Below are 24,525 nucleotides of genomic sequence, written 5' to 3'. Positions count from 1 at the left end.
CACGCGCGGTGCACCCGGCGCCGCGCCCGCCGTCCGGCCCACGGGAGGTACTCCATGACCACCGCCGGAGACATCATGCACCGCGGCGCCCAGTGGATCCCCGCCCACGAAACCCTCGACCGGGCAGCCCAGTTGATGCGGGAACTGAACGTCGGCGCCCTGCCCATCAGCGACGAGGACGAACGGCTCTGCGGCATCCTCACCGACCGTGACATCGTCGTCGGCTGCGTCGCCATGGGCCACGATCCCGCCCGGGTCACCGCGGGCGACCTGGCCAGGGGCACACCGCGCTGGATCGAGTCCGACGCCGATGTCACGGAGGTCCTCCGGGAGATGCAGACGCACCGGATCCGCAGGCTCCCCGTCATCGAGAACAAGCGCCTGGTCGGCATGATCAGCGAGTCGGACCTCGCCCGGCATCTGACGGACAAGCAGATCGCGACCTGGGCCGAGAACGTCTACGCCAGGACCCCGGAAGGCTGACCCGGCCCGCCCGCCGTCAGAGCCAGCCGCTGCGCCGGAACCCCCGATACAACACCAGGCAGGCGACGGATATCACGCCGATCACCATGCCGTAGCCGTACCGCCAGTGCAGCTCCGGCATGTGGTCGAAGTTCATCCCGTACATCCCGCAGACCATGGTGGGCACCGCCACGATCGCCGCCCAGGCGGTGATCTTGCGCATGTCCGAGTTCTGCGCGACCGTGACCTGCGCGAGGTGCGCCTGGAGGATGGAGTTGAGCAGTTCGTCGAAGGCCGAGAGCTGCTCCTTAGCCCGCAGCAGGTGGTCCGACACGTCCCGGAAGTACGCCTGTATCTCCGGTGCGACCACCCGGATCGGACGTGTGGCGAGTTCCTCCAGCGGCCGGCCGAGGGGCACCACCGCCCGCTTGAGCTCCAGCAGTTCCCGCTTGAGCTGGTAGATCCGGCCCGGGTCGACGCGCGCCCCGTGCTCCGCGAACACGGCCGTCTCCACCTCGTCCATGTCCTCCTGGACCGAGTCGATGACGGTCAGGTAGTCGTCGACCACCAGGTCCGCGATCGCGTGCAGCACCGTCGACGGTCCCTTCGCGAGCTGCTCGGGGTCGGACTCCAGCTCCTCGCGCAGTGGTCCCAGCGAACCGTGCCGCCCGTGCCGCACGGTGATCACGAAGTCCTCGCCGACGAACACCATGATCTCGCCGGTGTTCACCACCTCACTCGTGGCCGTGAGTTCCTCGTGCTCCACATAGCAGACCGTCTTGAACACCGCGAACAGCGTCTCCCCGTACCGCTCCAGCTTGGGGCGCTGGTGGGCCTCGACGGCGTCCTCGACGGCCAGCGGGTGCAGGTCGAACAGCTCGGCGATGCCCGCGAACTCCTGGTTGGTCGGCTCGTGCAGGCCCAGCCAGACGAAGCCCTCGCCGCTCCGGCGCACCCGCTGGACGGAGTCCAGAAGATCCCCGCGCGCGGTCGAGCGGACCCCGTCCCGGTACGTCACGCAGTTGACCACCGAGGAGCCCAGCGGGGAGCGGGCCGGGTGGCTCAGATCGACGCGCGGACGCCGGCGCGCCAGGCGGGCCACCCGGCGCAGGCCGCTCACCCCGCCGAGGCTCGTCACCTTCCGCACATTCCCTGCCATGGACATCCGGCTCGCTGGTTCCCCCGTGCCCGGACTGCCGTCTCCCGGGCCCTGGCGCGCCAGTCTGCCAGGCCGGCGCGAGCCGCGTGCCGGCCTGTGGAAACGGACCATTCCGGTTGGTTCCCGGCTGTGGACGACGAGTTCGCCCGTCACCGGGCCAGTCGTTCGAGGGTTTCGACGCCCGCCGGGGCCCCGCGGTTCTGCGCCCGTGGGCCGTCCCGGTTCGTGCCGCCGTGCTTCGCCCGGGGCCCGGGCCGTCGTACCGTGCCCGGACCCTGTGTCGCCTCGCCCGGGGCTGCACGTGGGCCGTCGTACGTCGCCCCCTGGGGCTTCACATCGGCCGCCGTACGCACCCCGTACCGCGTCGGCCGGGAGCGTCAGCAACTGCGGACAAGCCGGGCAACTGGGATGATCGCGGCATGACGCGAACCGACGGGTACCAGCTCGACCACCGGCACACCGAGGCGACGCAGCGCCTCGACGCCTTCGCCGCGCTCTTCGACCCCACGACGTTCCGGCATCTCGAGGCGTTCGGCGTCGGACCGGGCTGGCGTTGCTGGGAGGCAGGTGCCGCCGGCACCTCCGTGGTGGCCTGGCTGGCCAAGCGGGTGGGCCCGACCGGACAGGTCCTCGCGACCGCCACCGACACCGCCCGGCTCGCACCGGCCGACCGCTCCCCCGTGGAGGTGCGCGTCCACGACATCGACACCGAGGAGCCGCCCGCCCGGGGGCTCGACCTGGTGTACGCCCGGCTCCCGCTCGTCGGACCGACGGACCGGGAAAGGGCGCTGCGGTCGATGGCCGCCGCCCTGCGCCCGGGCGGACACCTCCTGGTCGAGGACACCGACCCCGCTCTCCAGCCCCTGGTCTGCCCCGACGAGTACGGCCCCGAGCAGCAGCTCGCCAACCGCCTCCGGCACGGCCTGCGTGGCCTCCTCGCCGACCGCGGGACCGACCTGGCACACGGCCGCAGGCTCCCGCGCCTGCTGCGGCAGTGCGGCCTGAGCAGGGTGCGGGCCGACGCGTACTTTCCCCTTGCCTCGCCCGACTGCGCCGCTCTGGAGGCCGCCACCATCAGCCTGGCCCGCGACCGGCTCGTCAGCGCGGGCATCGCCGGCGACCGGGAGATCGACGACCACCTCGCCCGTGTCGCCGCCGGCACCCTCGACCTGGCGACCGCCCCGATGATCTCGGCGTGGGGCCGCAAGAGGTAGCGCAGGAGCCTCACCGGCCGGGCGGCGGACGGCCTCCCGTCACCTCCACCGCTCGCGCACCCGCCCGGCATCCCTCCGCCGTCGCCTCCTCGATCCCGGCACCCGAGAGGAGGGCCGCGAGGAACGCGCCCGTGAAGGCGTCACCGGCGCCCGTGGTGTCCCGGGGATCCGCCGCCACCGCGGGCACGCAGGCGCACACCACCCCGTCCCGCGCCACCAGCGCACCCCGCGCGCCCTGCTTGGCCACCACCAGCGGGACGTGCCGGCTCAGCCGCGCCGCCGCCTCCGCCACGTCGGAGAGCCCCGTGAGCAGGCACGCCTCGTCCCGGCTGGGCAGCAGGACGTCCACGCCCTCGACGAGCGCCAGGAACCGGTCGGTGCCCAGGTCCGTGAGGAAACCCGCCGACGCCGGATCCAGGCTCACCGGCACCCCATGCGCGCGTGCCGAGCGCACGGCCGCCGCCACGAAGTCCCGGCTGCACCCGGTGAACAGCAGATACCCCGACAGATGCAGCCGCTCCACGCCCTCCAGCAGCGCGTCCGACCAGTCACCGGGGCCGAGCCGCAGCGACGCCCCGCTGTCGGTGAGGAACGTCCGCTCCGCCGAGGCGGCCTCGTCGACGAGACAGATCACCGTCCCGGTCGGTGCCTCGTCGTCGACGACCAGGAGCGGACGCACCCCGCAGGCGGCCAGCTCCCGTTCGTGCCAGGCCGCCGCTTCCGCGCCCACCCGCCCCAGCAGGCGTACCTCGGCACCACCCCGCCACGCGGCCCAGCAGGCCACGTTGGCGCCCGCCCCGCCGGGCACCGTCCGGATCGTCGCCGCCGTGTCCGTCCCCGGGGCGAGCGGTCCCCGGTGCCGGGCGACGACATCAGTGACGACGTCACCGACGACCAGCAGCGCGCCGCCCGATGCGCGCCCCTCGCCTCCCCGCACCATCACCTCCCGGCCCTTCACTCCCCGGCCCAGGCCGCCGCGATCCGGGCCGCCAGCCGTGCATTGCCCCGCACCGCCGCCAGGTTCGCCTCGAGGGAGGCGCCGTCGGTGTGCCGGACCACGTAGTCGAGCAGGAACGGCGTGACCGCCTGCCCGGTGACGCCCTCCTCCTCGCAGGCGTGCAGTGCCTCGGTGAGCACGCGCGCGTGCAGCGAGGGATCGAGCTGCTCCTCCTCGGGCACCGGGTTGGCCACCACCAGCGCCGATCCGGGCCCGCCGAGCGCGTCCTGCGCCCGCATCACGTCGGCCACCTGCTCCGGCGTGTCGAGGCGCCAGTCGACGGGGTGTCCCGAGTCGGACAGGTAGAAGCCGGGAAAGCGGTCGGTGCCGTACCCGGCCACCGCGACCCCCAGCGTCTCCAGCCGCTGGAGTGTCGCCGGTACGTCCAGAATCGACTTCACGCCCGCGCACACCACCGTGATCCGGGTACGGGCCAGCAGCCCCAGGTCGGCCGACTCGTCCTGGGAGACCGTCCACTCCCGGTGTACTCCGCCCAGCCCCCCGGTCGCGAACACCCGCAGACCCGCGAGCGCCGCCAGCCGCGCGGTGGCCGACACCGTCGTCGCGCCGCTCGCCCCGGAGGCCACCGCCAAGGGCAGGTCGCGGTGGCCCAGTTTGCGGATCCCCTCCTCGTTCGCGACCCGTTCCACCTGCTCCTCGTCGAGCCCGACCCGGGGCCGCCCGTCCAGCACGGCGACGGTGGCGGGCACGGCGCCCTCCCGCCGTACCGCCGCCTCCAGCTCGAGCGCCACCCGCAGATTGCGCGGCCGCGGCAGTCCGTGCGCGATGATCGTGGACTCCAGGGCCACCACCGGCCGACGCGCGGCGAGCGCCTCCCGCACCTCTTCGGACACCATGAGCACCACGCGCCTGCCTCCTGTCTGTCGCCCTTCCCTCATCTCTGGCGGGCGGCGGACCGGGCCAAACCCCTTGCGCGGCATCACGGAGATCACGAGCCTGGGACGCATGACCGACAACACAGCACGTCTCGATCACGTCGTCCTCTGGGTGCGCGACCCCGTCGCGGCCGCCGGCTTCTACGAGAAGGCGGTCGGTCTGGAGCCGGTCAGACTTCCCGAGTACTCCGCGGGAAAGGCGCCCTTTCCCTCGGTGCGCGTCAACGCGGACACCATTCTCGACCTCATGCCGCTGACCATGGCGGCACGCATGACCATGCTTCCCGGCGCCGCCGAGAGCTCCGGGCACCCCGTGAACCACGTCTGCCTGTCCCTGCCGGCCGGCGACTTCGAGGCCCTCCTGGACAGGCTCCGGGACCGGTCCGTACCCGTCACCGAACTCTCCCACGGCTCCTTCGGGGCCCGCGGCGCGGCCAGGCGCAGCTTCTACTTCCGAGACCCGGACGGCAACGTGTTCGAGGCACGGCACTACGACTGACCGCGCACCCCCGGCGGACCCACCCGTGGACATGACCTCAGAACAGCGGCTCGGGCAGCACACCCTCGAGGGCGAGCAGCCGCCGCTTGGTCTCCAGCCCGCCCCCGAACCCGCCGATGCCGCCTCCGCTCTCCACCACCCGGTGGCAGGGCACGACGACGGGCAACGGGTTGGCGCCCATCGCCGTGCCCACGGCCTGCGCGGCGCCCGGCTGGCCGACACGGCCGGCCAGATCGCCGTACCCGACGACCGTGCCGAACGGGACGCCGGAGGCCAGTGCGCGCAGGACTTCCCGGTTGAAGCCCGAGATCAGCGACCAGTCCAGCGGCAGATCGAAGTCCCGGCGCTCACCGGCGAAGTACGCCCGGACCTGACGTATCGCCTCGGCCAGCAGCGGGGAGCCGGGCTCCTCGACGGGCTCGGTGCCGAGCCGGGAAGCCAGCCGCTCCAGCGCGCGGTCGCGCACCGCGTCCGTGGCGTGGAAGACGACGTTGACCAGGCCCTCGCGGGTCGCGGCGAGCAGCAGCGGGCCGATGTCGGTGCCGACGACGGCCCACACGACCCGCTGCTCGTAGTGCCCATGGCTGTCCATGCGCCCCACCGTACGACCCGCCACTGACATCGATGCTCGTAGCAGGCCGCCGGGGGAGGGCCCGTGCAGCGGGGGGCGGACCCGTCAGCCGCCCACCGCGTCCCGCACCACGTCCGGCCTGTCGGTGATGATCCCGTCGACCCCGTACCCGGCCACCCGCCGCGCGGTGTCGGCGTCGTTCACCGTCCAGGTGGAGACCTCCAGCGGCCTGCCGTGCGGCCCCTCGAACGTGTGCACCGCGGCGACGTAGGCGGTGGAGAGCGAGCCGTGCGAGGGGTTGATCTGATCCGTGAAGGCGGCGTACCCGGGCAGGTCGGCCAGGGCCGGTGTGCCGAGCAGGCCGGTCTTCACCGCGGGCTTGAGCTCGTGCACCGTCCGCACCGTGCCGGCGTCGAAGCTCTGCACGATCAGCCGCTTGCGCACATGTGACCGGTCGAGCCAGCCCTCGTTGGCGAGCACCTTGAGAGTCTGCCGCTCGATCCCGGGGTACAGCCGGGGGCTCTTGATCTCCAGCAGCAGCTTCTGGTGATGCGCCTCGACGCGCCGCAGGTACTGCTTCAGCGTCGGCACACGCGCGCCCGCGTAGGCGGCGCCGAACCAGCTGCCCGCGTCGAGGCGGGCGATCTCGGCGGAGGTGAAGTCGGCGACCCGCCACGGCTCGCGGCCGGGGAAGAGCTCCTCCACATTGGTGGTGCGCGCCAGGGTGGCGTCGTGGAGGACGACGAGTTTCCCGTCCCGGGTGCGCTGGACGTCGTTCTCCACCCAGTCGATGCCCAACTCGGCCGCCTTGTCGACGGCCGCCAGGGTGTTCTCGGGCGCGTAGGCGGAGGCGCCCCTGTGGGCGATGACCCGCGGCTGGGGGGTGCCGCTCTCGGCGGCTCCGGCGGGAGAGGTGGGGAACAGAAGCAGGCTCCCCAGGAGCGCGGAGGTCGAGGCGGCAACGGCGCGCACGTGCATGCGTACTCCTCGCGTCGATCGATGCAGTCACGGACAGCACAAATGTGACAGCAGAGGGTCAACACGGGAGGGGCGCAGGATGGCCACGGACTGAACGGCACCCGCCCAACTCCGCACACCGGTGCCCCACAACTGCGGCAAGGTCGTGTTTCTTTGCCGGATGGCCGTTCGACCATTGCGGTGGGGGACATACTCTCTGCGTCAACCCTGGACGCCGATGCGATCCTGGGAGGGGGGCTGATCCAGGAAATTCCAGGACGCACAGGGCGGGAAGGGCAGCCGCGCATGCAGGGCACGGTCGACGGATTCAGCTACGGCCCGGTCACACCCCTGGTGGCCTTCCTCATGGCCTGCCTCGGCGGCGCGCTGGGCCTGCGCTGCACCACCAGGTCCATGGTGGCCGCCCGGTCGCGGCGCCCCTGGTGGCTCGCGCTCGGCACCGCCGCCATCGGCTCCGGCATATGGACCATGCACTTCATCGCCATGATGGGGTTCACCGTCCGGGAGACCCCGATCCACTACGACCGGGCCCTGACCTTCGCGAGCCTGGCCGTCGCCGTCGTCATGGTGGGCATCGGGATCTTCATCGTCGGCCATCGGGGCCCGACCGGGACGGCCCTGTTCACCGGCGGCGCCATCACCGGCCTGGGCATCGCGTCGATGCACTACCTGGGCATGGCGAGCATGAGTCTTGACGGACAGCTGGAGTACGACACCCTCACCGTCGCCGCGTCCGTGGTGATCGCTGTCGCCGCAGCCACCGCGGCACTGTGGGCGGCCGGCCGGGTCCGGGGCCCGCTGTGGAGCGTGGGCGCCAGTCTGGTCATGGGACTCGCCGTCACCGGCATGCACTACACCGGAATGACCGCCCTCAGCGTCCAGGTGCACGGCACGGCGGCCCCCTCCTCGGGTGAGTCCGCGGCCTCCCTGCTCGCCCCCATGCTGATCGGCCCCCTCGCCTTCCTCGTCCTGGCGGGCGTCGTGGTGATGGCCGACCCGCTGATGCTGACGGGCAGGCCCGTCCCCCCGGCCGCCGAGCACCAGCCCGGCATCCCCGCCCGCACCCGGGTGCGTCACACCCCCGCCCGTCTGCGGCCGCGCACCCGAGGGCCGGTGGAACCCCGCTCGCGCACCCCGCAGAAGCGCTGATCCCGGCCCGTTGTCAGTGGGGGGTCGTACGGTTGATGGCATGCGGCCCGTTTCCCACATCGAACGCACGGTGGCGCCCTTCGAGGTCGTCAGCCCCTACCAGCCCAGCGGCGACCAGCCCGCGGCCATCGCCGAGCTCGCCCGGCGCATCGAGGCCGGGGAGAAGGACGTCGTCCTCCTGGGGGCGACCGGCACCGGCAAGTCCGCCACCACCGCGTGGATGATCGAGAAGCTCCAGCGCCCCACCCTGGTCATGGCGCCGAACAAGACGCTGGCCGCGCAGCTGGCCAACGAGTTCCGCGAGCTGCTGCCCAACAACGCCGTCGAGTACTTCGTCTCGTACTACGACTACTACCAGCCCGAGGCCTACGTCCCGCAGTCGGACACCTACATCGAGAAGGACTCCTCGATCAACGAGGAGGTCGAGCGGCTGCGGCACTCCGCCACCAACTCGCTGCTCACCCGCCGCGACGTCGTCGTGGTCGCCTCGGTCTCCTGCATCTACGGACTCGGCACACCGCAGGAGTACGTGGACCGCATGGTCCCCCTCCGCGTCGGCGACGAGGTTGACCGGGACGAACTGCTGCGCCGCTTCGTGGACATTCAGTACACGCGCAACGACATGGCGTTCAGCCGCGGCACCTTCCGCGTCCGCGGGGACACCATCGAGATCTTCCCGGTCTACGAGGAGCTCGCCGTCCGCATCGAGATGTTCGGCGACGAGATCGAGGCGCTGTCCACGCTCCACCCCGTCACCGGCGAGATCATCAGCGACGACCAGCAGCTGTACGTCTTCCCGGCCTCCCACTACGTCGCCGGTCCCGAGCGCATGGAGCGGGCCGTCAACGACATCGAGAAGGAGCTGACCGAGCGCCTCGCCGAACTGGAGAAGCAGGGCAAGCTCCTGGAGGCCCAGCGGCTTCGCATGCGCACCACCTACGACATCGAGATGCTCCGCCAGATCGGCACCTGCTCCGGCGTGGAGAACTACTCGATGCACTTCGACGGACGCCTGCCCGGCTCCCCGCCGAACACCCTGCTGGACTACTTCCCGGACGACTTTCTCCTGGTCATCGACGAGTCCCACGTCACCGTGCCGCAGATCGGGGCGATGTACGAGGGCGACGCCTCCCGCAAGCGCACCCTGGTCGACCACGGCTTCCGGCTGCCCTCCGCCCTGGACAACCGGCCGCTGAAGTGGGAGGAGTTCCAGGAGCGCATCGGGCAGACCGTCTACCTGTCGGCCACCCCGGGCCAGTACGAACTGTCCCGCTCGCAGGGCGTCGTCGAGCAGATCATCCGCCCCACCGGCCTCGTCGACCCCGAGGTCGTCGTCAAGCCCACCGAGGGCCAGATCGACGACCTGGTGCACGAGATCCGCACCCGGGTGGAGAAGGACGAACGGGTCCTGGTCACCACGCTCACCAAGAAGATGGCCGAGGACCTCACCGACTACTTCCTGGAACTCGGCATCCAGGTGCGCTACCTGCACAGCGACGTCGACACCCTGCGCCGGGTCGAACTGCTCAGGGAACTGCGCAGCGGCGAGTTCGACGTCCTCGTCGGCATCAACCTGCTGCGTGAGGGCCTGGACCTGCCCGAGGTGTCCCTGGTGGCGATCCTCGACGCCGACAAGGAGGGCTTCCTGCGCTCCGGCACCTCGCTGATCCAGACCATCGGCCGTGCCGCGCGCAATGTCTCCGGTCAGGTCCACATGTACGCCGACAAGATCACCCCGGCGATGGAGAAGGCCATCGACGAGACCAACCGCCGCCGGGAGAAGCAGGTCGCGTACAACCAGGCGAACGGTGTCGACCCCCAGCCGCTCCGCAAGAAGATCAACGACATCGTCGCCCAGATCGCCCGCGAGGACATCGACACCGAGCAGCTGCTCGGCTCCGGCTACCGCAAGGCCAGGAAGGACGGCGGGGGCACCAAGGCGCCCGTGCCCTCCCTCGGCACCAAGGCGGCCAAGGGTGCGAAGAGCACCAGGTCCAAGGGCAAGGCCGACGGCGCGGTCCCGACCGACCGGCCCGCCGCCGAGCTCGCCGAGCAGATCGATGACCTCACCGCGCGGATGCGCGCAGCCGCCGCGGACCTCCAGTTCGAGATCGCGGCACGGCTGCGCGACGAGGTGTCCGAGATGAAGAAGGAACTGCGGCAGATGCAGGAGGCCGGACTGTCCTGACGGCCCCGGCGGTCGCCGGGCGCCCCGACGGTGCGGACGGCGCCGGTCCGTACCCTCGGCCGGCGCCCGGGGCGGGCCGCTAACCGGCTCTCCGCAGCGCTGTGTTGCAAGACCGCCACAATGTGCGGACCTGGGTACGTCACTGTCAGTGCCCCTGCGTAGGGTTCTCGTCAACCGCGGCTTCGCGGCAACAGGGGACAGTTCGAGAGGGGAATCAGCACGTGACCGTCAACATGACCAAGGGTCAGGCCATCAGTCTGCAGAAGAACGACGGCGGCAGCCTGACCGCGGTGCGCATGGGTCTCGGCTGGCAGGCGGCTCCCCGTCGCGGCCTGTTCGGCTCGCGGACCCGGGAGATCGACCTGGACGCCTCCGCCGTCCTGTTCGCCGACAAGCAGCCGGTCGACGTCGTCTTCTTCCGCCACCTGGTGAGCGACGACGGCTCCGTGCGTCACACCGGCGACAACCTCGTCGGCGGCGTCGGCCAGGGCGGCGACGACGAGGCCATCCTCGTCGACCTCGCCCGCGTCCCGGTCCACATCGACCAGATCGTCTTCACCGTGAACTCCTTCACGGGGCAGACCTTCCAGGAGGTCCAGAACGCGTTCTGCCGCCTCGTCGACGAGACCAACGGTCAGGAGCTCGCCCGCTACACGCTGGCCGGTGGCGGTGCCTACACGGCCCAGATCATGGCCAAGGTGCACCGCTCGGGCGGCGGCTGGGCGATGACGGCCCTCGGCAACCCGGCCAACGGCCGCACGTTCCAGGACCTGATGCCTGCCATCCTGCCGGTCCTCTGAACATCCGGGCCGGCCCCCGGCCGGGGGCCGGCCCGGCGAGCGGCACACGACACACCACACGCGACACGCGACACAGGGGGACGAAGGCGATGACGGCCGAGCTGGTGCGGGGGCAGAACCACCCGCTCTCCCAGTCCCGTCTGGAGATCCGGATCTCGGCCGGCACGCCGGTCGTGGCCGTGGCCGCGCTCGGCGACGAGACCGGCCGGATCCACGGGGTGGAGTGGGTGGCCCATCCGGGCGCCCCCACCCAGCCCGGTCTGGAGGTGTCGCGGCAGGCGGCCGCCGACCACCGTCTCGCGGTGGACCTGGACGCCATGACGGAAGCGGTGCACCGCGTCAGTGTGCTGCTCGCCCTGCCCGCCCCGGGCGGCGGCGGTCCCGTCCGCTTCGGCGGCGCGGCCGCCCCCTTCGTCGCCGTCACCGGCCTGGACGGCGCGGAGGTCGCCAGCTACACCATCACCGGCCTGGAGGCCGAGACGGCTGTCGTCGCCCTCGAGCTCTACCGTCGGCAGGGCGCCTGGAAGGTGCGCGCCGTCGGCCAGGGCTACGCGGGCGGCCTCGCCGAACTCCTCACCGACCAGGGCCTGGAGCAGGCCGTGCAACTCGCCGGGAGCATCCACGAGGCGGTGGCCCGGGGCCTCGCCCGTTCCGTGCAGGCACCACCGCCGCGCCCGTCCGACAGCGACCGCTCCCGGCAGCCCACCGCCCCCGCCGTCGGCCCCGACCAGGGCGGCACCGCCCCCCAGGGCGCCCCCGGACACGTATCCCCGACGCCGTCGTACGACGGGCAGCCGACCGGCGTGCCGGGGCAGAACGGCCCGCAGTCGCCGTACACCGCCGGTGCGGGCGATCCGGCCGCGCCGGGCTCCGGCGGCCCGATCGACTACAGCCACCCCCGTCGGCAGAACGCCGCCCCGCCCCCGCCGCCACCGGCCGCACCGCCGGCCCAGCCCGGCCAGACCGCCCGCCCCGTCGCCGGGGACGCCACCGGCTGGTCCATGGAGGAGCGGCTCTACAACCAGGTGTGGGGCATGTTCGAGGACCTGGCCCGCACCACCGCCGCCTACCGCAGCGCCGTGGACTTCGCGGAGTCGCGCATGGACAAGGAGCTCGAGCAGCTCCTGTCCGACCCGCGCAGCCGGATCGGCGGGCAGGGAGACGCCGCGCGCGAGGCGGCCCGGGCGCGGCACGCGCAGCTCGTCGACCAGGCCCGGGCGGTTCTCGACCGGGACCTCGACCAGCTCGTCGCCGAGGCCGAAGTCGTCGAGCCGGCGCTGCCACCCGCCTTCGCCCGCTGGGACAACCCCGTCTGGCACGCCTACCGGGTGCCGATGGAGACACCCATGGCCCTGCGCCTGGGCGACCTGCGGCTGCCCGAGGCCGACCGGATCCGCATTCCCATGCTGCTCCGGCTGCCGCTGGAGCGCGGGCTGTGGATCGACAGCGGGCGGGCCGGGTCCCTCGACGGATCGTTCACCGACTCCCACGACATGCGCCGGCTCGCCATGGAGACGGCCGTGGCGCATGCCGCCAGGCTGCTCGCCGTGTATCCGGCGGGGGAGTTCACCGTGCACGTCGTCGACCCGGCCGGGTCGGGTGCGCAGCCGCTGGCCCCGCTGGTCGGCAGCGGGGTGCTGGCGGGCCCGCCCGCCCAGGGCGCCGCCGGTGTGACGGATGTGCTGGGCCGGCTGACCCAGCGGGTCGACCTGGTGCAGATGGCGCTGCGCGGGGGCGCGTCGGACGCTCTGCCGCCCGGCTTCGACACCTCCCAGCACCTGCTGATCGTCAACGACTTCCCGCACGGCTTCGACGACCGGGCCGTGAACCAGCTGCGCTACCTCGCCGACGAGGGGCCCTCGGTCGGCGTCCACCTGATGATGGTCGCCGACCGTGAGGAGTCCGCCGGGTACGGGCCGTTGCTCGACCCGCTGTGGCGTTCACTGCTGCGGCTGACCCCGGTGCCCGACGACCACCTCGCCGATCCCTGGGTCGGACACGCGTGGACGTACGAGCCGCCGCTGGTGCCGCCCGGCAGTCAGGTCCTCCAGCAGGTGCTTACGCAGGTCGCCGAGGCCCGCCGGGCCTGGAACCGGTGACCGTGACCGCCTCCGCGAAGGCCCGCGTCAAGCGTCCTTGAAACTCCTCTCACCTGGGGTTTTCTACCTTCCTTTACCCAGCTCTTTACCAATCCTTGGTGATGAGGGTACTGTTCATGGCACGGAGGGGAGTACTCCCTGTCTGTGCGGCGACCCCGTCAATACGGATCAGGCCAGATCCCGGGGCGTCGGCCCGTGGGCTTCCGTCGGCGCACTGAGCGACCGGGACCCGGGTGGAAGAGACCTCCGGCAGCGACGACGCTGACATGTGACGTGTGACGTATCTGCCGGAGGCGCAGTGGATGTTTCCATGACCCTGTGGGTCTTGACGATCGTGGGCCTCGCCGCCCTGATCGCGGTCGACTTCTTCATCGGCCGCAAGCCGCACGACGTATCCATCAAGGAAGCCGGGATCTGGACCGTCGTCTGGATCGTCCTGGCCGTGTTGTTCGGGCTCGGCCTGCTCGTCTTCGGCGGCGGGCAGCCCGCCGGTGAGTTCTTCGCCGGCTTCATCACCGAGAAGTCGCTGAGCGTCGACAACCTCTTCGTCTTCGTCCTGATCATGGTGAAGTTCGCGGTGCCGTCGCAGTACCAGCAGCGGGTGCTGCTGATCGGTGTCCTCATAGCCCTGGTGCTGCGGGCCGTCTTCATCGCCGCCGGTGCCGCGATCATCGCCAGCTTCTCCTGGGTGTTCTACATCTTCGGTGCCTTCCTGATCTACACCGCCTGGAAGCTCGTCCAGGAGGCCAGGGCCGAGGAGCAGGACGAGGCGTACGAGGAGAACAAGCTGCTCAAGGCCGCCGAGCGCCGCTTCGGCGTGGCCGACCGCTACCACGGCACCAAACTGTGGATCCAGCAGAACGGCAAGCGGGTCATGACCCCGATGCTGGTCGTGATGCTCGCCATCGGCACCACCGACGTGCTCTTCGCGCTGGACTCGATCCCCGCGATCTTCGGACTGACCCAGGACCCGTACATCGTGTTCACCGCGAACGCGTTCGCGCTGATGGGCCTGAGGCAGCTGTACTTCCTCATCGGAGGCCTGCTGAAGAAGCTGGTCCACCTCTCCTACGGTCTGTCGGTCATCCTCGGCTTCATCGGTGTGAAGCTGGTGCTGCACGCGCTGCACGAGTCCGGGGTGCACGTCCCGGAGATCAGCATCCCCGTCTCGCTCGGGGTGATCTGCGGCGTCCTGGTCATCACCACCATCACCAGCCTGCGGGCCTCCAGGAAGCAGGCCGAGGCCGGGGTGGCCGAGGACCGGGGCGAGGGCTCCGAGAAGGACAGCCTGGAAGTGTGACCCCGCCGTCCACGGAAGGCCGGTACCGGGAGCGGACCGCGGCGCGACGTCGGGTGACCGCTCCCGGTCTCCGGCCCTCCGGGGCCGGTCGGGAGTCGCCGATCAACCCGCCGGACCGACCTCGGAGGACTCGGGCGCGGCGGTCGCCGAAACCGCCGCCTTCGCCGCCGTCACCGGGCGGGTCTCGGGCAGCAGCGCGAAGCAGCCCAGGCTGAGCAGCGCGATCCCCGTCAGATACGCCCCCACGCCCCACGGCACCCGGCCCCCTTGCTCGGCCAGCGCCGTGGCCACCATCGGGGTGAGCGCACCGCCCACGACACCCCCCAGGTTGTAGCCCACGGCTGCTCCGGTGCAGCGGACCCGCGGCTCGTACAGCTCCGGCAAGTACGCGGCGATCACCGCGAACATGGTGATGAACGCCAGCATGGCGCCGAGGAAGCCGACGAACATCGGCAGCGGTTCCCCGGTCGCAAGCAGGGCGACCATCGGGAACATCCACAGGGCGGCCGCCGCGCTTCCCGCCAGGCACAGCGGTCTCCTGCCGAACCGGTCGCCGAGCAGCGCCACCAGCGGGGTGAGCGCCCCCTTCACCGCCACCGCCGCCATGACGCAGGTCAACGCCGTCCCGCGGCTCACCCCCAGCCGTTCCGTCGCGTACGCCAGGGACCAGGTCGACACGGAGTAGAACAGCGCGTACCCCACCGCGAGAGCCCCGCCGGTCAGCAGGACGAGCCGCCAGTGACCGCGGACCACCTCGGCGAACGGCACCCGCGCGTGGTCGTCGATCTCCAGGAACCGGGGGCTCTCCGCCAGCGACGACCGCAGCCACAGTCCCACCACCGCGAGCACTCCGGCCGCCCAGAACGGCACCCGCCACCCCCACTGCGCGAACTGCGCGCCGGACAGACCCGCCGAGAGCGCCAGCACCACCCCGTTGGCGAGCAGAAAGCCCAGGGCAGGCCCGACCTGCGGAAAACTCGACCAGAGCGCACGCCGCTCGGGCGGCGCGTGCTCCGCCGTCAGCAGCACCGCCCCGCCCCACTCCCCGCCGAGACCCAGCCCCTGGAGGAAGCGCAGGAGCAGCAGGAGCAGGGGAGCGGCGACCCCGATCGTGTCGTACGTCGGCACACAGCCGACCGCGACCGTCGCGGCACCGGTCAGCAGCAGCGAGCCGACGAGGACCGGCCGCCTTCCGTGCCGGTCCCCGATGTGCCCGAACAGCACGGACCCGAGGGGGCGCGCCAGGAAGCCCACGCCGAACGTGCCGAAGGCGGCCAGCGTCCCCGCCAGCGGAGAGAACGTCGGGAAGAACAGCGGCCCCAGGACCAGGGCGGCGGCGGTGCCGTAGACGAAGAAGTCGTAGAACTCGATGGCCGTGCCCGCGAGCGAGGCGGTCGCCAGGCGGGACATCGACGGAGGTTTCGCGGAGCGTACCTGCTGCACACACCGTCAACGGCCCACGATGACGGACTGTTACGGGGGCGTGCGGTGGTGTGCGGGTCAGTAGGTGACCGTGATGCGCCGGGCGGGACCGTCGACGCGGGCCAGACCGCCGTAAGGGATGACCAGTTGCGGATCGGTGTGGCCGAGGTCCACGTCGAAGACGATGGTGGTGTCGGGCGCGTACACACGCATCGCGCGCAGCACCGCCTCACGCTGTGCGGTGGCGTGGGCGGCGGCCTCCTCGGGGCTGTGGGGCCGCTCGAAGGACCAGGTCTTCGGACGGCCCATGAGCAGCGCCGAGAAGCGCCCGAGCAAACCGCGCTCGCCCATGGCGCGCAGGGTGCGGAAGACCTCCTCGGCGCTCGGCAGCTCCTCCGACGTCTCCAGGAAGAGCACGCCGCCGTCGTACTCCGACAGGTCGTGGGCCACCTCCCGGTCGGCCATCAGCAGCCAGGCGACGATCTCCAGGCAGCCGCCCCAGGTGCGGCCCTCGACCACCCGGTCGGCGTTCACCCAGGCCCAGCCGGTCCCGGGCCGGGTTTCGGGCTCGGCGTCGAAGGTCGCCGGGTCCGCCCAGTCCCGGTCGACGTCACGCCAGTGCTCGGCGGGGCGCAACTCGTACGGGCCGGTGGTGAACAGCGCAGCGCGCAGCGACTCGGCGGTCTGCGGGTGCATGGCCCCGGGGCGGCCCAGCTCCACCATGACGCTCGCGCCGTGGTAGCCGACGATCCCGGCGTTGCGCAGGAAGGCGAGCAGATTGGCGTTGTCGCTCGTCCCGAAGAACGGCTTCGGGTGGGCGCGGATGAACTCCCGGTCCAGCAGCGGCAGCACGGTGATCTGATCGTCCCCGCCGGTCGACGCCATCACCGCCTTGACGTCCGGGTCGGCGAACGCCGCGTGGATGTCGGCGGCGCGCTCGCGCGGCGTCGAGCCCATGGTGCGCGTCGCCGGGTACTCGACCGGCTCCAGCCCGTACTCCTTGCGCAGCCGCTCCAGGCCCAGCTCGAAGGGGAGCGGGAAGAGTCCCGGCAGTCCGGAGGACGGGGAGATCACGGCGATGCGGTCACCCGGTGCGGGCTTGGGAGGGTACACGGGCGTCGTCATGACGGGAGGTTAGGGCCGGGCGACCGCTCGGCGCACCGTGATAAACCGGTGCGCAGCGGTTCCGGCGAAGGACCGCCCATCCCGAACGGACCGGAGGAACCGTGCCCCGCAACCTGGCCAACGCCCCGATCATGATCCTCAACGGCCCGAACCTGAACCTGCTCGGGCAGCGCCAGCCGGAGATCTACGGCTCCGACACCCTCGCCGACGTCGAGGCGATGTGCGCGAAGGCGGCGGCGGCCCACGCCGGCACGGTGGACCTGCGCCAGTCCAACCACGAGGGCCGGTTGGTCGACTGGATCCACGAGGCCCGTACGAACCACTGCGGCATCGTGATCAACCCGGGGGCCTACTCGCACACGTCCGTCGCGATCCTGGACGCGCTCAACGCCTGCGACGGTCTGCCGGTGATGGAGGTCCACATCTCCAACATCCACCGGCGCGAGTCCTTCCGGCACCACTCCTACGTCTCCTTGCGCGCCGACGGGGTCATCGCCGGGTGCGGGGTGCAGGGGTACGTGTTCGCGGTGGAACGGATCGCGGCGCTGGCGGGTCCGGGACAGACGGAGGCGTAGGGCCCGTCCGCCCCGGTCTCACCACCCGCGCGCGTGCCACTCCGCCAGGTGCGGGCGTTCCGCGCCCAGGGTGGTGTCGTCGCCGTGCCCCGGGTAGACCCACGTCTCGTCCGGGAGCACATCGAAGATCTTCGTCTCGACATCGTGGATCAGGCTGGCGAACGCCTCGGGGTCGTTGTGGGTGTTGCCCACACCGCCCGGGAACAGGCAGTCCCCGGTGAACACGTGCGGATGCCCGTGGGGGTCGTCGTAGACCAGGGCGATCGAGCCGGGGGTGTGGCCGACCAGGTGGCGCGCGGTGAGTTCCACGCGCCCCACCCGGACGACGTCGCCGTCGTCGACCAGGACGTCGGTCGGCACGAGGATGCCCTCGGCGTCGTCCCGCCCCGCGTACGTACGGGCGCCGGTGGCCGCCACCACCCGGGCGAGCGCCTGCCAGTGGTCGCCGTGCCGGTGGGTGGTGACGACGGAGGCGATGCCGTCGTCACCGATCATGCCGAGCAGCGTCTCCGCCTCGTTCGCCGCGTCGATGAGCAACTGCTCGTCGGTGGCCCGGCAGCGCAGCAGATAGGCGTTGTTGTCCATCGGACCGACCGCGATCTTGGTGATCATCAGGTCCGCGAGTTCGTGCACGTCGGCGGGGCCGCCCACCGTCACCTGTCCGCTGTACGTCATGACGGCAGCCTATAGCGGGGGTGGCGGCCCCGGCAGCATGCGCCTGCTACAGCGGAGGCAGCGCGGGCAGGCTGCCGCCCTCGACCGCGAGGTCGGAGCCGTCGCGGCGGCCGGCCAGCCAGCCGAGCAGGTCGGCGGGCGTCCCCCGCACCGCGACCGGGCCGCCTGCCGCCCCACCGCCGGTCTTCCAGGTCCGTCCGTCACCGGTGGTCAGCTCCGTCGCGGGCACGTCCGCGTGCCCGTCGAACCGCTCCGCCAGGAACGCGATCTCCCGCTCCACGAACTCGGCCGGAAGGTCCTCCAGCTCGTAGCCGACGCCGAGATCGACGTGGTGCAGTTCCACCTCGACCCAGCGCCGGAACGGCACCCGCGCCGCCCGGTCCGTGACCCCGTTGCGCAGCTCCACCGTGCGCGACCAGTCCGCCGGAGCCGCGCCGGCGTCCCGGAAGCGCGCCGCGCTCTCGCGCAGGTCGGCGAGCTGGACGTCGAGGGGGCGGGGGGCGTCCCGTTCGATGTCGGCGTCCCGTGCCTCGGCGGACACGTACATGGGGCGGCCCTCGAGGACGTTCACCAGGGCGTCGGCGTTGCGCGCGAGATGGGCCAGCACGTGACCGCGGGTCCAGCCGGGAAGCCGTGACGACTGGGTCACAGCGGCGTTGTCCAGAGCCCCGAGCGCGGTGAGCAGCCGTTCGGTCGCCTGCTGTACAGACGCCAGGTCATGAGCGTGATCAATCATGGTGCTGACCCTAGTCGTGCCACACGTTCGGGTGAAGGTGGTGAAGCCGTGCCGTTAATCGAATGCACGTGCTATAGGGTCGGGGGCGGCGTCGGGCATGCTGGATGGCCGGGGATTGTTGTCACCCGTGAATCCGACCGGCGTTGTCAGTGGCTCCCCCTAGTCTGAGCAAGCACGGGGGCCCCGCCCCTGTCACTTCTCAAGAAAGGTGCGGACCGGCGTGGCCGACCGTCTCATCGTCCGTGGAGCGCGCGAGCACAACCTCAAGAACGTCTCGCTCGACCTCCCGCGCGACTCGCTCATCGTCTTCACGGGCCTGTCGGGGTCGGGCAAGTCCTCGCTGGCCTTCGACACGATCTTCGCCGAGGGGCAGCGGCGCTACGTGGAGTCGCTCTCCTCGTACGCCCGGCAGTTCCTCGGCCAGATGGACAAGCCGGACGTCGACTTCATCGAGGGACTGTCCCCGGCGGTCTCCATCGACCAGAAGTCGACCTCGCGCAACCCGCGCTCCACGGTCGGCACCATCACCGAGGTCTACGACTACCTGCGCCTGCTCTTCGCACGCATCGGCAAGCCCCACTGCCCCGAGTGCAGCCGGCCCATCTCCCGCCAGTCGCCGCAGGCCATCGTCGACAAGGTCCTGGAGCTGCCGGAGGGCAGCCGCTTCCAGGTGCTCTCGCCGCTGGTGCGCGAGCGCAAGGGCGAGTTCGTCGACCTCTTCGCCGACCTCCAGACCAAGGGCTACTCCCGCGCGCGGGTCGACGGCGAGACGGTCCAGCTCTCCAACCCGCCCACGCTGAAGAAGCAGGAGAAGCACACCATCGAGGTGGTCGTCGACCGCCTCACGGTGAAGGACTCCGCCAAGCGCCGCCTCACCGACTCCGTGGAGACCGCTCTCGGTCTGTCCGGTGGCATGGTCGTGCTCGACTTCGTCGACCTTCCCGAGGACGACCCCGAGCGCGAGCGCATGTACTCGGAGCACCTGTACTGCCCGTACGACGACCTGTCCTTCGAGGAGCTGGAGCCGCGCTCCTTCTCCTTCAACTCGCCCTTCGGCGCCTGCCCCGAGTGCACCGGCATCGGCACGCGCATGGAGGTCGATCCGGACCTGATCGTCCCCGACCCGGACAAGACCCTCGACGAGGGCGCCATCCACCCCTGGTCGCACGGCCACACCAAGGACTACTTCGACCGCCTGGTCGGCGCCCTCGCGGACGCGCTGGGTTTCCGGACCGACATCCCCTTCGCGGGCCTGCCCCAGCGCGCCAGGAAGGCGCTGCTCCAGGGCCACAAGACCCAGATCGAGGTCCGCTACCGCAACCGGTACGGCCGCGAGCGCAGGTACACCACCGCCTTCGAGGGCGCCGTGCCCTTCGTCAAGCGCCGGCACAGCGAGGCCGAGAGCGACGCCAGCCGCGAGCGCTTCGAGGGCTACATGCGCGAGGTGCCCTGCCCCCGCTGCGAGGGCACCCGCCTGAAGCCGGTCGTGCTCGCGGTCACGATCATGGGCAGGTCCATCGCCGAGGTCTCCGCGATGTCCATCAGCGACTGCGCGGACTTCCTGGGCGAGCTCAGGCTCACCGCGCGCGACAAGAAGATCGCCGAGCGCGTGCTCAAGGAGGTCAACGAGCGCCTGCGGTTCCTCGTCGACGTCGGCCTGGACTACCTCTCGCTCAACCGCGCGGCGGGCACTCTCTCCGGTGGCGAGGCCCAGCGCATCCGCCTGGCCACCCAGATCGGCTCCGGCCTGGTGGGCGTGCTCTACGTCCTCGACGAGCCGTCCATCGGCCTGCACCAGCGCGACAACCACCGGCTGATCGAGACCCTGGTCCGGCTGCGCGACATGGGCAACACGCTCATCGTCGTCGAACACGACGAGGACACCATCAAGACCGCCGACTGGATCGTCGACATCGGCCCCGGCGCCGGTGAACACGGCGGCAAGGTCGTCCACAGCGGCTCCCTGAAGGAACTGCTCGCCAACGCCGAGTCACAGACCGGGCAGTACCTCTCGGGCAAGAAGTCCATCCCGCTGCCCGACGTCCGGCGTCCGCACGACCCGTCGCGCCGGCTCACCGTGCACGGCGCCCGCGAGAACAACCTCCGGGACATCGACGTGTCCTTCCCGCTGGGCGTGTTCACCGCGGTCACCGGTGTGTCCGGCTCCGGCAAGTCCACGCTGGTCAACGACATCCTGTACACCCACCTGGCCCGCGAGCTCAACGGCGCCCGCAGCGTCCCCGGGCGGCACACGCGCGTGGACGGCGACGACCTCGTCGACAAGGTGGTCCACGTCGACCAGTCGCCCATCGGCCGTACCCCGCGCTCCAACCCGGCGACGTACACCGGCGTCTTCGACCACGTCCGCAAGCTGTTCGCCGAGACCACCGAGGCGAAGGTCCGCGGCTACATGCCCGGCCGCTTCTCCTTCAACGTCAAGGGCGGCCGCTGCGAGAACTGCGCGGGCGACGGCACCATCAAGATCGAGATGAACTTCCTCCCGGACGTGTACGTCCCGTGCGAGGTCTGCCACGGCGCCCGCTACAACCGGGAGACCCTGGAGGTCCACTACAAGGGCAAGTCCATCGCCGACGTCCTGAACATGCCGATCGAAGAGGCCATGCACTTCTTCGAGGCCGTCCCGGCGATCTCCCGCCACCTCAGGACGCTCAACGACGTCGGTCTCGGCTACGTCCGGCTCGGCCAGTCCGCGACCACACTGTCCGGCGGTGAGGCACAGCGCGTCAAGCTCGCCAGCGAACTCCAGAAGCGCTCCACCGGCCGCACGGTCTACGTCCTGGACGAGCCGACCACCGGTCTGCACTTCGAGGACATCAGCAAGCTGCTCAAGGTCCTGTCCGGCCTGGTCGACAAGGGCAACACGGTCATCGTCATCGAGCACAACCTCGACGTGATCAAGACCGCCGACTGGGTCGTCGACATGGGCCCCGAGGGGGGTGCCGGCGGCGGCCTGGTCGTCGCGGAGGGCACCCCGGAGCAGATCGCCGCGGTCCCGGCCAGCCACACCGGAAAGTTCCTGAGGGAGATCCTCGGCGCCGACCGGATCAGCGACGCCGAGCCGGTGCGGGCTGCCGCGCGGAGCACGGCCGGAAAGGCGGCCACCGCACGCAGGACGGCCGCGGCCAAGTCGACGACGAGGAAGACCGTCACCGCCAAGAGCGCCGACCACACGACGACCGGGAAGGCGGTCCCCGCGAAGAAGACCGCGCGGGCCCGCAAGGCCTGAGCGGGAACACCGACGGGCGGTGCCCAGGGGGCAACAGAGCTTCCCCCGGGGCGCTGCCCGTCGCCGTTCCCGTGCCGGGCCCTCCGACGCCCCTGGGCTCCACGAACCGCTCGACGACCAGCGGCCCATCTGCTCGGGTAGGTGTTCGTGCGCACCGACGAGCGGGCCGCCGCCGCCCGTCCCGACCGGGATCGTGCAACCGGCGACCCGGTCGCCCCGCTCCACCACCGCTTCAGCCGTCCAGTTCGTGGGCGTACGGCGGTTCCGCGCCCGCGCGTGAACAGGTGATCGCCGCCGCTCGGGCCGCGTAGCGCAACAGGTCCGTCCAGCCGTCGGCGTCCAGGGCGGCCGGGGCGTCGGCGCCCAGGGCGTCCCGGGCCGCGAGGCCGTGCAGCAGGGCCGCGTTCACCGTGTCCCCCGCGCCGATGGTGTCCACCACCTCGACCCGCTCACCCGGCACCGCGTACTCGCCGCCCTCGCGGGTGAACACGGTCAGTCCGTCGCCGCCCCGGGTGACGACGACCGCCGCCGGACCGGCCGCCAGCCACTCCCGGGGGGTGCCGCCGAGCCACTGCGCGTCCTCCGCGGACAGCTTCAGCAGCGACACCGACGGCAGCCAGCTCCTGAACCGAGCCCGGTAGGCGTCGGCGTCCGGGATCAGACCCGGCCGGACGTTGGGGTCCAGTGCCGTGAACACGCCCCGCGCGGCGGTGGCGTGCAGCAGTTCCTCGTACGCGCTCGCCCCCGGCTCCAGGACCATCGAGCAGGTCCCGAAGGACACCGCGCGGGTGCTGTCCGGCAGCACCTCGGGAGCCGTGAACAGCCGGTCCGCGGTGCCCTCCATGTAGAAGGAGTACGCCGCCGACCCGTCCGCGCCGACCGTGGCGACGGCGAGCGTGGTCGGCTCGTCCCCGCGCTGCACCGGCGTGACGTCCACGCCGGTCTTCCGCAGGCGGTCCAGCAGCGCCTCACCGAAGGCGTCCCGGGAGACCCGGGAGCAGAAGGCGGTGGGGGAACCGAGGCGCCCCAGCGCCACCGCAGTGTTGTAGGGGCCGCCGCCCAGCGCCGGCGTCAGCGACGCGAGCGCCCCCGCGCCCTGCGGTACCAGGTCGATCAGTGCCTCTCCGGCCACGACGATCACGGAAGGGTTCCTTTCTCGGGCTGCATGCGTCCGGCCTTGCGGCGGTGGCCGGGCCGACCGGTCTGCGCGGGTTTCTCCGGCTGCCGAGCCTGCTCCGGACAGCCGCAGGATGCGCGGTGCACGAAGGAGCACGGGAGCCGCACGGTCCCGGCCGGCCGGTCCGGTTCGGCGAGGCGCTCCAGGAGCACCCGTACGGCCCGGGCGCCGATGTCCTTGCTGGGCTGTGCGATGGCGGTGAGCCGGGGCGAGAACAGGTCCGCCCAGGCGAAGTCGTCGAAACAGCACAGCGCGATGTCGCCGGGCACGGACAGGCCGTGGTCGCGCAGGGCGCGCAGCGCGCCGATCGTCATCGCGTTGTTGCCGGTGACGATCGCGGTGGGACGCGCGCCGAGCGACAGCAGGGCGGCGGTGGCCCGCTCGCCGCCCGCCGACTCCGAGTCGCCGTGCACCACCAGCCGTTCGTCGTACGCCAGCCCGGCGGCGGCGAGACCGTGCCGGTACCCGGTGACGCGCTCGGCGGTGGTGCTGAATCCAGGGCGCCCCGCCACCAGGGCGATCCGTCGGTGGCCGAGTTCCGCGAGGTGGGCGACCAGGGCGGCGGTCGGCTCCGCGTTCTCGGCGCAGACCTGGTCGAAGCGGGGGCCGGCGCCGTCCCCGGGATCGTCGATCACCCGGTCCAGGAACACGGCCGGCACCCGGTGGCGCCCCAGGTAGGCGATCAGCTCGCCCGGCTGTGCGGAGGGCGCGACGATCAGGCCCTCGACGCGGCGCTCGTGCAGCAGCTGGACCACCTTGCGCTCGTGCCGGGGGTCGTCGTGCGGGTCGGCGATGAGGAGGCTGTAGCCCTCCTCCAGCGCGGCGGCCTCGACGCCCTGGAGGATCTCGGTGAAGTACGGGTTGCTGAGGGCCGACACCGCCAGGCCGATCGACCGGGTGCGGGCGGTCACCAGCGAGCGGGCCAGGGTGTTCGGGGTGTAGCCGAGCTCCTCGACGGCGTCCAGGACCGCCTGGCGGGTGGGGGGGAGCACCGGCCGCGTCCCGTTCAGCACGTGCGAGACGGTCGCGACGGAGACACCGGCGCTGCGTGCCACGTCGGCCATGGTCGCCATCGGGTCCGTGCCTGCCCTTCGTCCGGTGCGGTGAGCGGGGGGTCGGTGCGGGCTGCCCACGATCCCCGGGGCGGCGGTTCGCTTCCCTCGGGTGGGGACGCTAGCGCATCGCGGTGGCAGACGTAAACGTTTGCGCAAGCGTTTACGTCCACCCGTGCAGTGTTCGCGTGCTCTTTCGGTCGC

Annotated in this window: 21 protein-coding genes; 10 read left to right on the top strand and 11 right to left on the bottom strand. The window is 71.7% G+C overall.

Annotated features, from left to right (window positions below; all coding sequences use genetic code 11):
- Positions 1-54 precede the first annotated feature (54 nt).
- Complete coding sequence (locus ACFYOV_RS00180; RefSeq protein ID WP_389080782.1) at positions 55-483, top strand: CBS domain-containing protein; 429 nt, start codon at positions 55-57, stop codon at positions 481-483.
- A gap of 16 nt (positions 484-499) precedes the next feature.
- On the opposite strand, the gene ACFYOV_RS00175 is transcribed toward ACFYOV_RS00180, so the two are convergent.
- On the bottom strand, positions 500-1,627 hold the full coding sequence (locus ACFYOV_RS00175; protein ID WP_389080780.1) for a magnesium and cobalt transport protein CorA: 1,128 nt from the start codon (positions 1,625-1,627) through the stop codon (positions 500-502).
- Positions 1,628-2,040: 413 nt separating this feature from the next.
- Between ACFYOV_RS00175 and ACFYOV_RS00170 the strand changes: the two genes are divergently transcribed.
- A complete protein-coding gene (locus ACFYOV_RS00170; protein ID WP_389080777.1) occupies positions 2,041-2,835 on the top strand; it encodes an SAM-dependent methyltransferase in 795 nt (264 codons plus the stop codon).
- A gap of 10 nt (positions 2,836-2,845) precedes the next feature.
- Here ACFYOV_RS00170 and ACFYOV_RS00165 read toward each other — a convergent pair whose 3' ends face one another.
- Positions 2,846-3,775, bottom strand: a complete 930-nt coding sequence (locus ACFYOV_RS00165) for a carbohydrate kinase family protein (RefSeq protein ID WP_389082394.1) — start codon at positions 3,773-3,775, stop codon at positions 2,846-2,848.
- 14 nt (positions 3,776-3,789) lie between these two features.
- The gene (locus ACFYOV_RS00160) at positions 3,790-4,698 is read right to left on the bottom strand and encodes a pseudouridine-5'-phosphate glycosidase (protein ID WP_389080774.1); all 909 of its coding nucleotides are present in this window, start codon (positions 4,696-4,698) and stop codon (positions 3,790-3,792) included.
- Between the two features lie 100 nt (positions 4,699-4,798).
- Here ACFYOV_RS00160 and ACFYOV_RS00155 point away from each other — a divergent pair, with 100 nt between their 5' ends.
- On the top strand, positions 4,799-5,227 hold the full coding sequence (locus ACFYOV_RS00155; protein ID WP_389080772.1) for a VOC family protein: 429 nt from the start codon (positions 4,799-4,801) through the stop codon (positions 5,225-5,227).
- Positions 5,228-5,264: 37 nt separating this feature from the next.
- Here ACFYOV_RS00155 and ACFYOV_RS00150 read toward each other — a convergent pair whose 3' ends face one another.
- Entirely contained in the window at positions 5,265-5,819 is a 555-nt protein-coding gene (locus ACFYOV_RS00150; RefSeq protein ID WP_389080769.1) for a methylated-DNA--[protein]-cysteine S-methyltransferase, read from the bottom strand.
- An 84-nt stretch (positions 5,820-5,903) separates the two neighbouring features.
- A complete protein-coding gene (locus ACFYOV_RS00145; RefSeq protein ID WP_389080767.1) occupies positions 5,904-6,776 on the bottom strand; it encodes a glycerophosphodiester phosphodiesterase in 873 nt (290 codons plus the stop codon).
- A gap of 285 nt (positions 6,777-7,061) precedes the next feature.
- On the opposite strand from ACFYOV_RS00145, the gene ACFYOV_RS00140 reads away from it, so the two are divergent.
- From ACFYOV_RS00140 to ACFYOV_RS00120, 5 genes are all read left to right on the top strand, one after another.
- Complete coding sequence (locus ACFYOV_RS00140) at positions 7,062-7,925, top strand: MHYT domain-containing protein (protein WP_389080764.1); 864 nt, start codon at positions 7,062-7,064, stop codon at positions 7,923-7,925.
- A 40-nt stretch (positions 7,926-7,965) separates the two neighbouring features.
- The gene (uvrB, locus tag ACFYOV_RS00135) at positions 7,966-10,113 is read left to right on the top strand and encodes an excinuclease ABC subunit UvrB (protein WP_389080762.1); all 2,148 of its coding nucleotides are present in this window, start codon (positions 7,966-7,968) and stop codon (positions 10,111-10,113) included.
- A gap of 221 nt (positions 10,114-10,334) precedes the next feature.
- Complete coding sequence (locus ACFYOV_RS00130) at positions 10,335-10,913, top strand: TerD family protein (RefSeq protein WP_389080759.1); 579 nt, start codon at positions 10,335-10,337, stop codon at positions 10,911-10,913.
- Positions 10,914-11,002: 89 nt separating this feature from the next.
- The gene (locus ACFYOV_RS00125; protein WP_389080757.1) at positions 11,003-13,012 is read left to right on the top strand and encodes a TerD family protein; all 2,010 of its coding nucleotides are present in this window, start codon (positions 11,003-11,005) and stop codon (positions 13,010-13,012) included.
- Positions 13,013-13,310: 298 nt separating this feature from the next.
- Complete coding sequence (locus ACFYOV_RS00120; RefSeq protein WP_389080754.1) at positions 13,311-14,312, top strand: TerC family protein; 1,002 nt, start codon at positions 13,311-13,313, stop codon at positions 14,310-14,312.
- A gap of 102 nt (positions 14,313-14,414) precedes the next feature.
- On the opposite strand, the gene ACFYOV_RS00115 is transcribed toward ACFYOV_RS00120, so the two are convergent.
- Positions 14,415-15,722 carry an MFS transporter gene (locus tag ACFYOV_RS00115; RefSeq protein WP_389080752.1) on the bottom strand — a complete coding sequence of 436 codons (1,308 nt, stop codon included), beginning with the start codon at positions 15,720-15,722 and terminating at the stop codon, positions 14,415-14,417.
- Between the two features lie 90 nt (positions 15,723-15,812).
- Positions 15,813-16,859, bottom strand: coding sequence for a S66 peptidase family protein (locus ACFYOV_RS00110; protein ID WP_389080748.1), 1,047 nt, complete (start codon positions 16,857-16,859; stop codon positions 15,813-15,815).
- A gap of 101 nt (positions 16,860-16,960) precedes the next feature.
- Here ACFYOV_RS00110 and aroQ point away from each other — a divergent pair, with 101 nt between their 5' ends.
- Entirely contained in the window at positions 16,961-17,434 is a 474-nt protein-coding gene (aroQ, locus tag ACFYOV_RS00105; protein ID WP_389080746.1) for a type II 3-dehydroquinate dehydratase, read from the top strand.
- A gap of 18 nt (positions 17,435-17,452) precedes the next feature.
- Here the strand turns inward: aroQ and ACFYOV_RS00100 are convergent, their stop codons facing one another.
- Together ACFYOV_RS00100 and ACFYOV_RS00095 are read right to left on the bottom strand one after the other, a co-directional pair.
- Positions 17,453-18,109, bottom strand: coding sequence for an MBL fold metallo-hydrolase (locus ACFYOV_RS00100; RefSeq protein WP_389080743.1), 657 nt, complete (start codon positions 18,107-18,109; stop codon positions 17,453-17,455).
- A gap of 46 nt (positions 18,110-18,155) precedes the next feature.
- Positions 18,156-18,845, bottom strand: coding sequence for a maleylpyruvate isomerase family mycothiol-dependent enzyme (locus ACFYOV_RS00095; protein WP_389080741.1), 690 nt, complete (start codon positions 18,843-18,845; stop codon positions 18,156-18,158).
- Between the two features lie 220 nt (positions 18,846-19,065).
- Between ACFYOV_RS00095 and uvrA the strand changes: the two genes are divergently transcribed.
- The gene (gene uvrA, locus ACFYOV_RS00090; RefSeq protein WP_389080738.1) at positions 19,066-22,092 is read left to right on the top strand and encodes an excinuclease ABC subunit UvrA; all 3,027 of its coding nucleotides are present in this window, start codon (positions 19,066-19,068) and stop codon (positions 22,090-22,092) included.
- A 232-nt stretch (positions 22,093-22,324) separates the two neighbouring features.
- On the opposite strand, the gene ACFYOV_RS00085 is transcribed toward uvrA, so the two are convergent.
- Together ACFYOV_RS00085 and ACFYOV_RS00080 are read right to left on the bottom strand one after the other, a co-directional pair.
- The gene (locus tag ACFYOV_RS00085; RefSeq protein WP_389080736.1) at positions 22,325-23,233 is read right to left on the bottom strand and encodes a carbohydrate kinase; all 909 of its coding nucleotides are present in this window, start codon (positions 23,231-23,233) and stop codon (positions 22,325-22,327) included.
- A complete protein-coding gene (locus ACFYOV_RS00080; RefSeq protein WP_389080733.1) occupies positions 23,230-24,342 on the bottom strand; it encodes a LacI family DNA-binding transcriptional regulator in 1,113 nt (370 codons plus the stop codon). Before ACFYOV_RS00080 ends, ACFYOV_RS00085 begins: the two co-directional genes overlap by 4 nt.
- Positions 24,343-24,525 lie beyond the last annotated feature (183 nt).

This window comes from Streptomyces sp. NPDC005931 (assembly GCF_042871235.1).
Taxonomy (GTDB): domain Bacteria; phylum Actinomycetota; class Actinomycetes; order Streptomycetales; family Streptomycetaceae; genus Streptomyces.
Note: the sequence above shows the minus strand (reverse complement) of the source record. Positions and strands in the feature narration are given on the sequence as shown.

Bases quoted from the DNA above. Each gene is read 5' to 3' on its own strand.
- uvrB (WP_389080762.1), top strand. From the start codon at position 7,966: ATGCGGCCCGTTTCCCACATCGAACGCACGGTGGCGCCCTTCGAGGTC.
- ACFYOV_RS00165 (WP_389082394.1), bottom strand. From the start codon at position 3,775: ATGGTGCGGGGAGGCGAGGGGCGCGCATCGGGCGGCGCGCTGCTGGTC.
- ACFYOV_RS00100 (WP_389080743.1), bottom strand. From the start codon at position 18,109: ATGACGTACAGCGGACAGGTGACGGTGGGCGGCCCCGCCGACGTGCAC.
- ACFYOV_RS00175 (WP_389080780.1), bottom strand. From the start codon at position 1,627: ATGTCCATGGCAGGGAATGTGCGGAAGGTGACGAGCCTCGGCGGGGTG.
- ACFYOV_RS00170 (WP_389080777.1), top strand. From the start codon at position 2,041: ATGACGCGAACCGACGGGTACCAGCTCGACCACCGGCACACCGAGGCG.
- ACFYOV_RS00180 (WP_389080782.1), top strand. From the start codon at position 55: ATGACCACCGCCGGAGACATCATGCACCGCGGCGCCCAGTGGATCCCC.
- ACFYOV_RS00150 (WP_389080769.1), bottom strand. From the start codon at position 5,819: ATGGACAGCCATGGGCACTACGAGCAGCGGGTCGTGTGGGCCGTCGTC.
- ACFYOV_RS00115 (WP_389080752.1), bottom strand. From the start codon at position 15,722: ATGTCCCGCCTGGCGACCGCCTCGCTCGCGGGCACGGCCATCGAGTTC.
- ACFYOV_RS00125 (WP_389080757.1), top strand. From the start codon at position 11,003: ATGACGGCCGAGCTGGTGCGGGGGCAGAACCACCCGCTCTCCCAGTCC.
- ACFYOV_RS00110 (WP_389080748.1), bottom strand. From the start codon at position 16,859: ATGACGACGCCCGTGTACCCTCCCAAGCCCGCACCGGGTGACCGCATC.
- ACFYOV_RS00080 (WP_389080733.1), bottom strand. From the start codon at position 24,342: ATGGCGACCATGGCCGACGTGGCACGCAGCGCCGGTGTCTCCGTCGCG.
- ACFYOV_RS00145 (WP_389080767.1), bottom strand. From the start codon at position 6,776: ATGCACGTGCGCGCCGTTGCCGCCTCGACCTCCGCGCTCCTGGGGAGC.
- ACFYOV_RS00095 (WP_389080741.1), bottom strand. From the start codon at position 18,845: ATGATTGATCACGCTCATGACCTGGCGTCTGTACAGCAGGCGACCGAA.
- ACFYOV_RS00155 (WP_389080772.1), top strand. From the start codon at position 4,799: ATGACCGACAACACAGCACGTCTCGATCACGTCGTCCTCTGGGTGCGC.
- ACFYOV_RS00140 (WP_389080764.1), top strand. From the start codon at position 7,062: ATGCAGGGCACGGTCGACGGATTCAGCTACGGCCCGGTCACACCCCTG.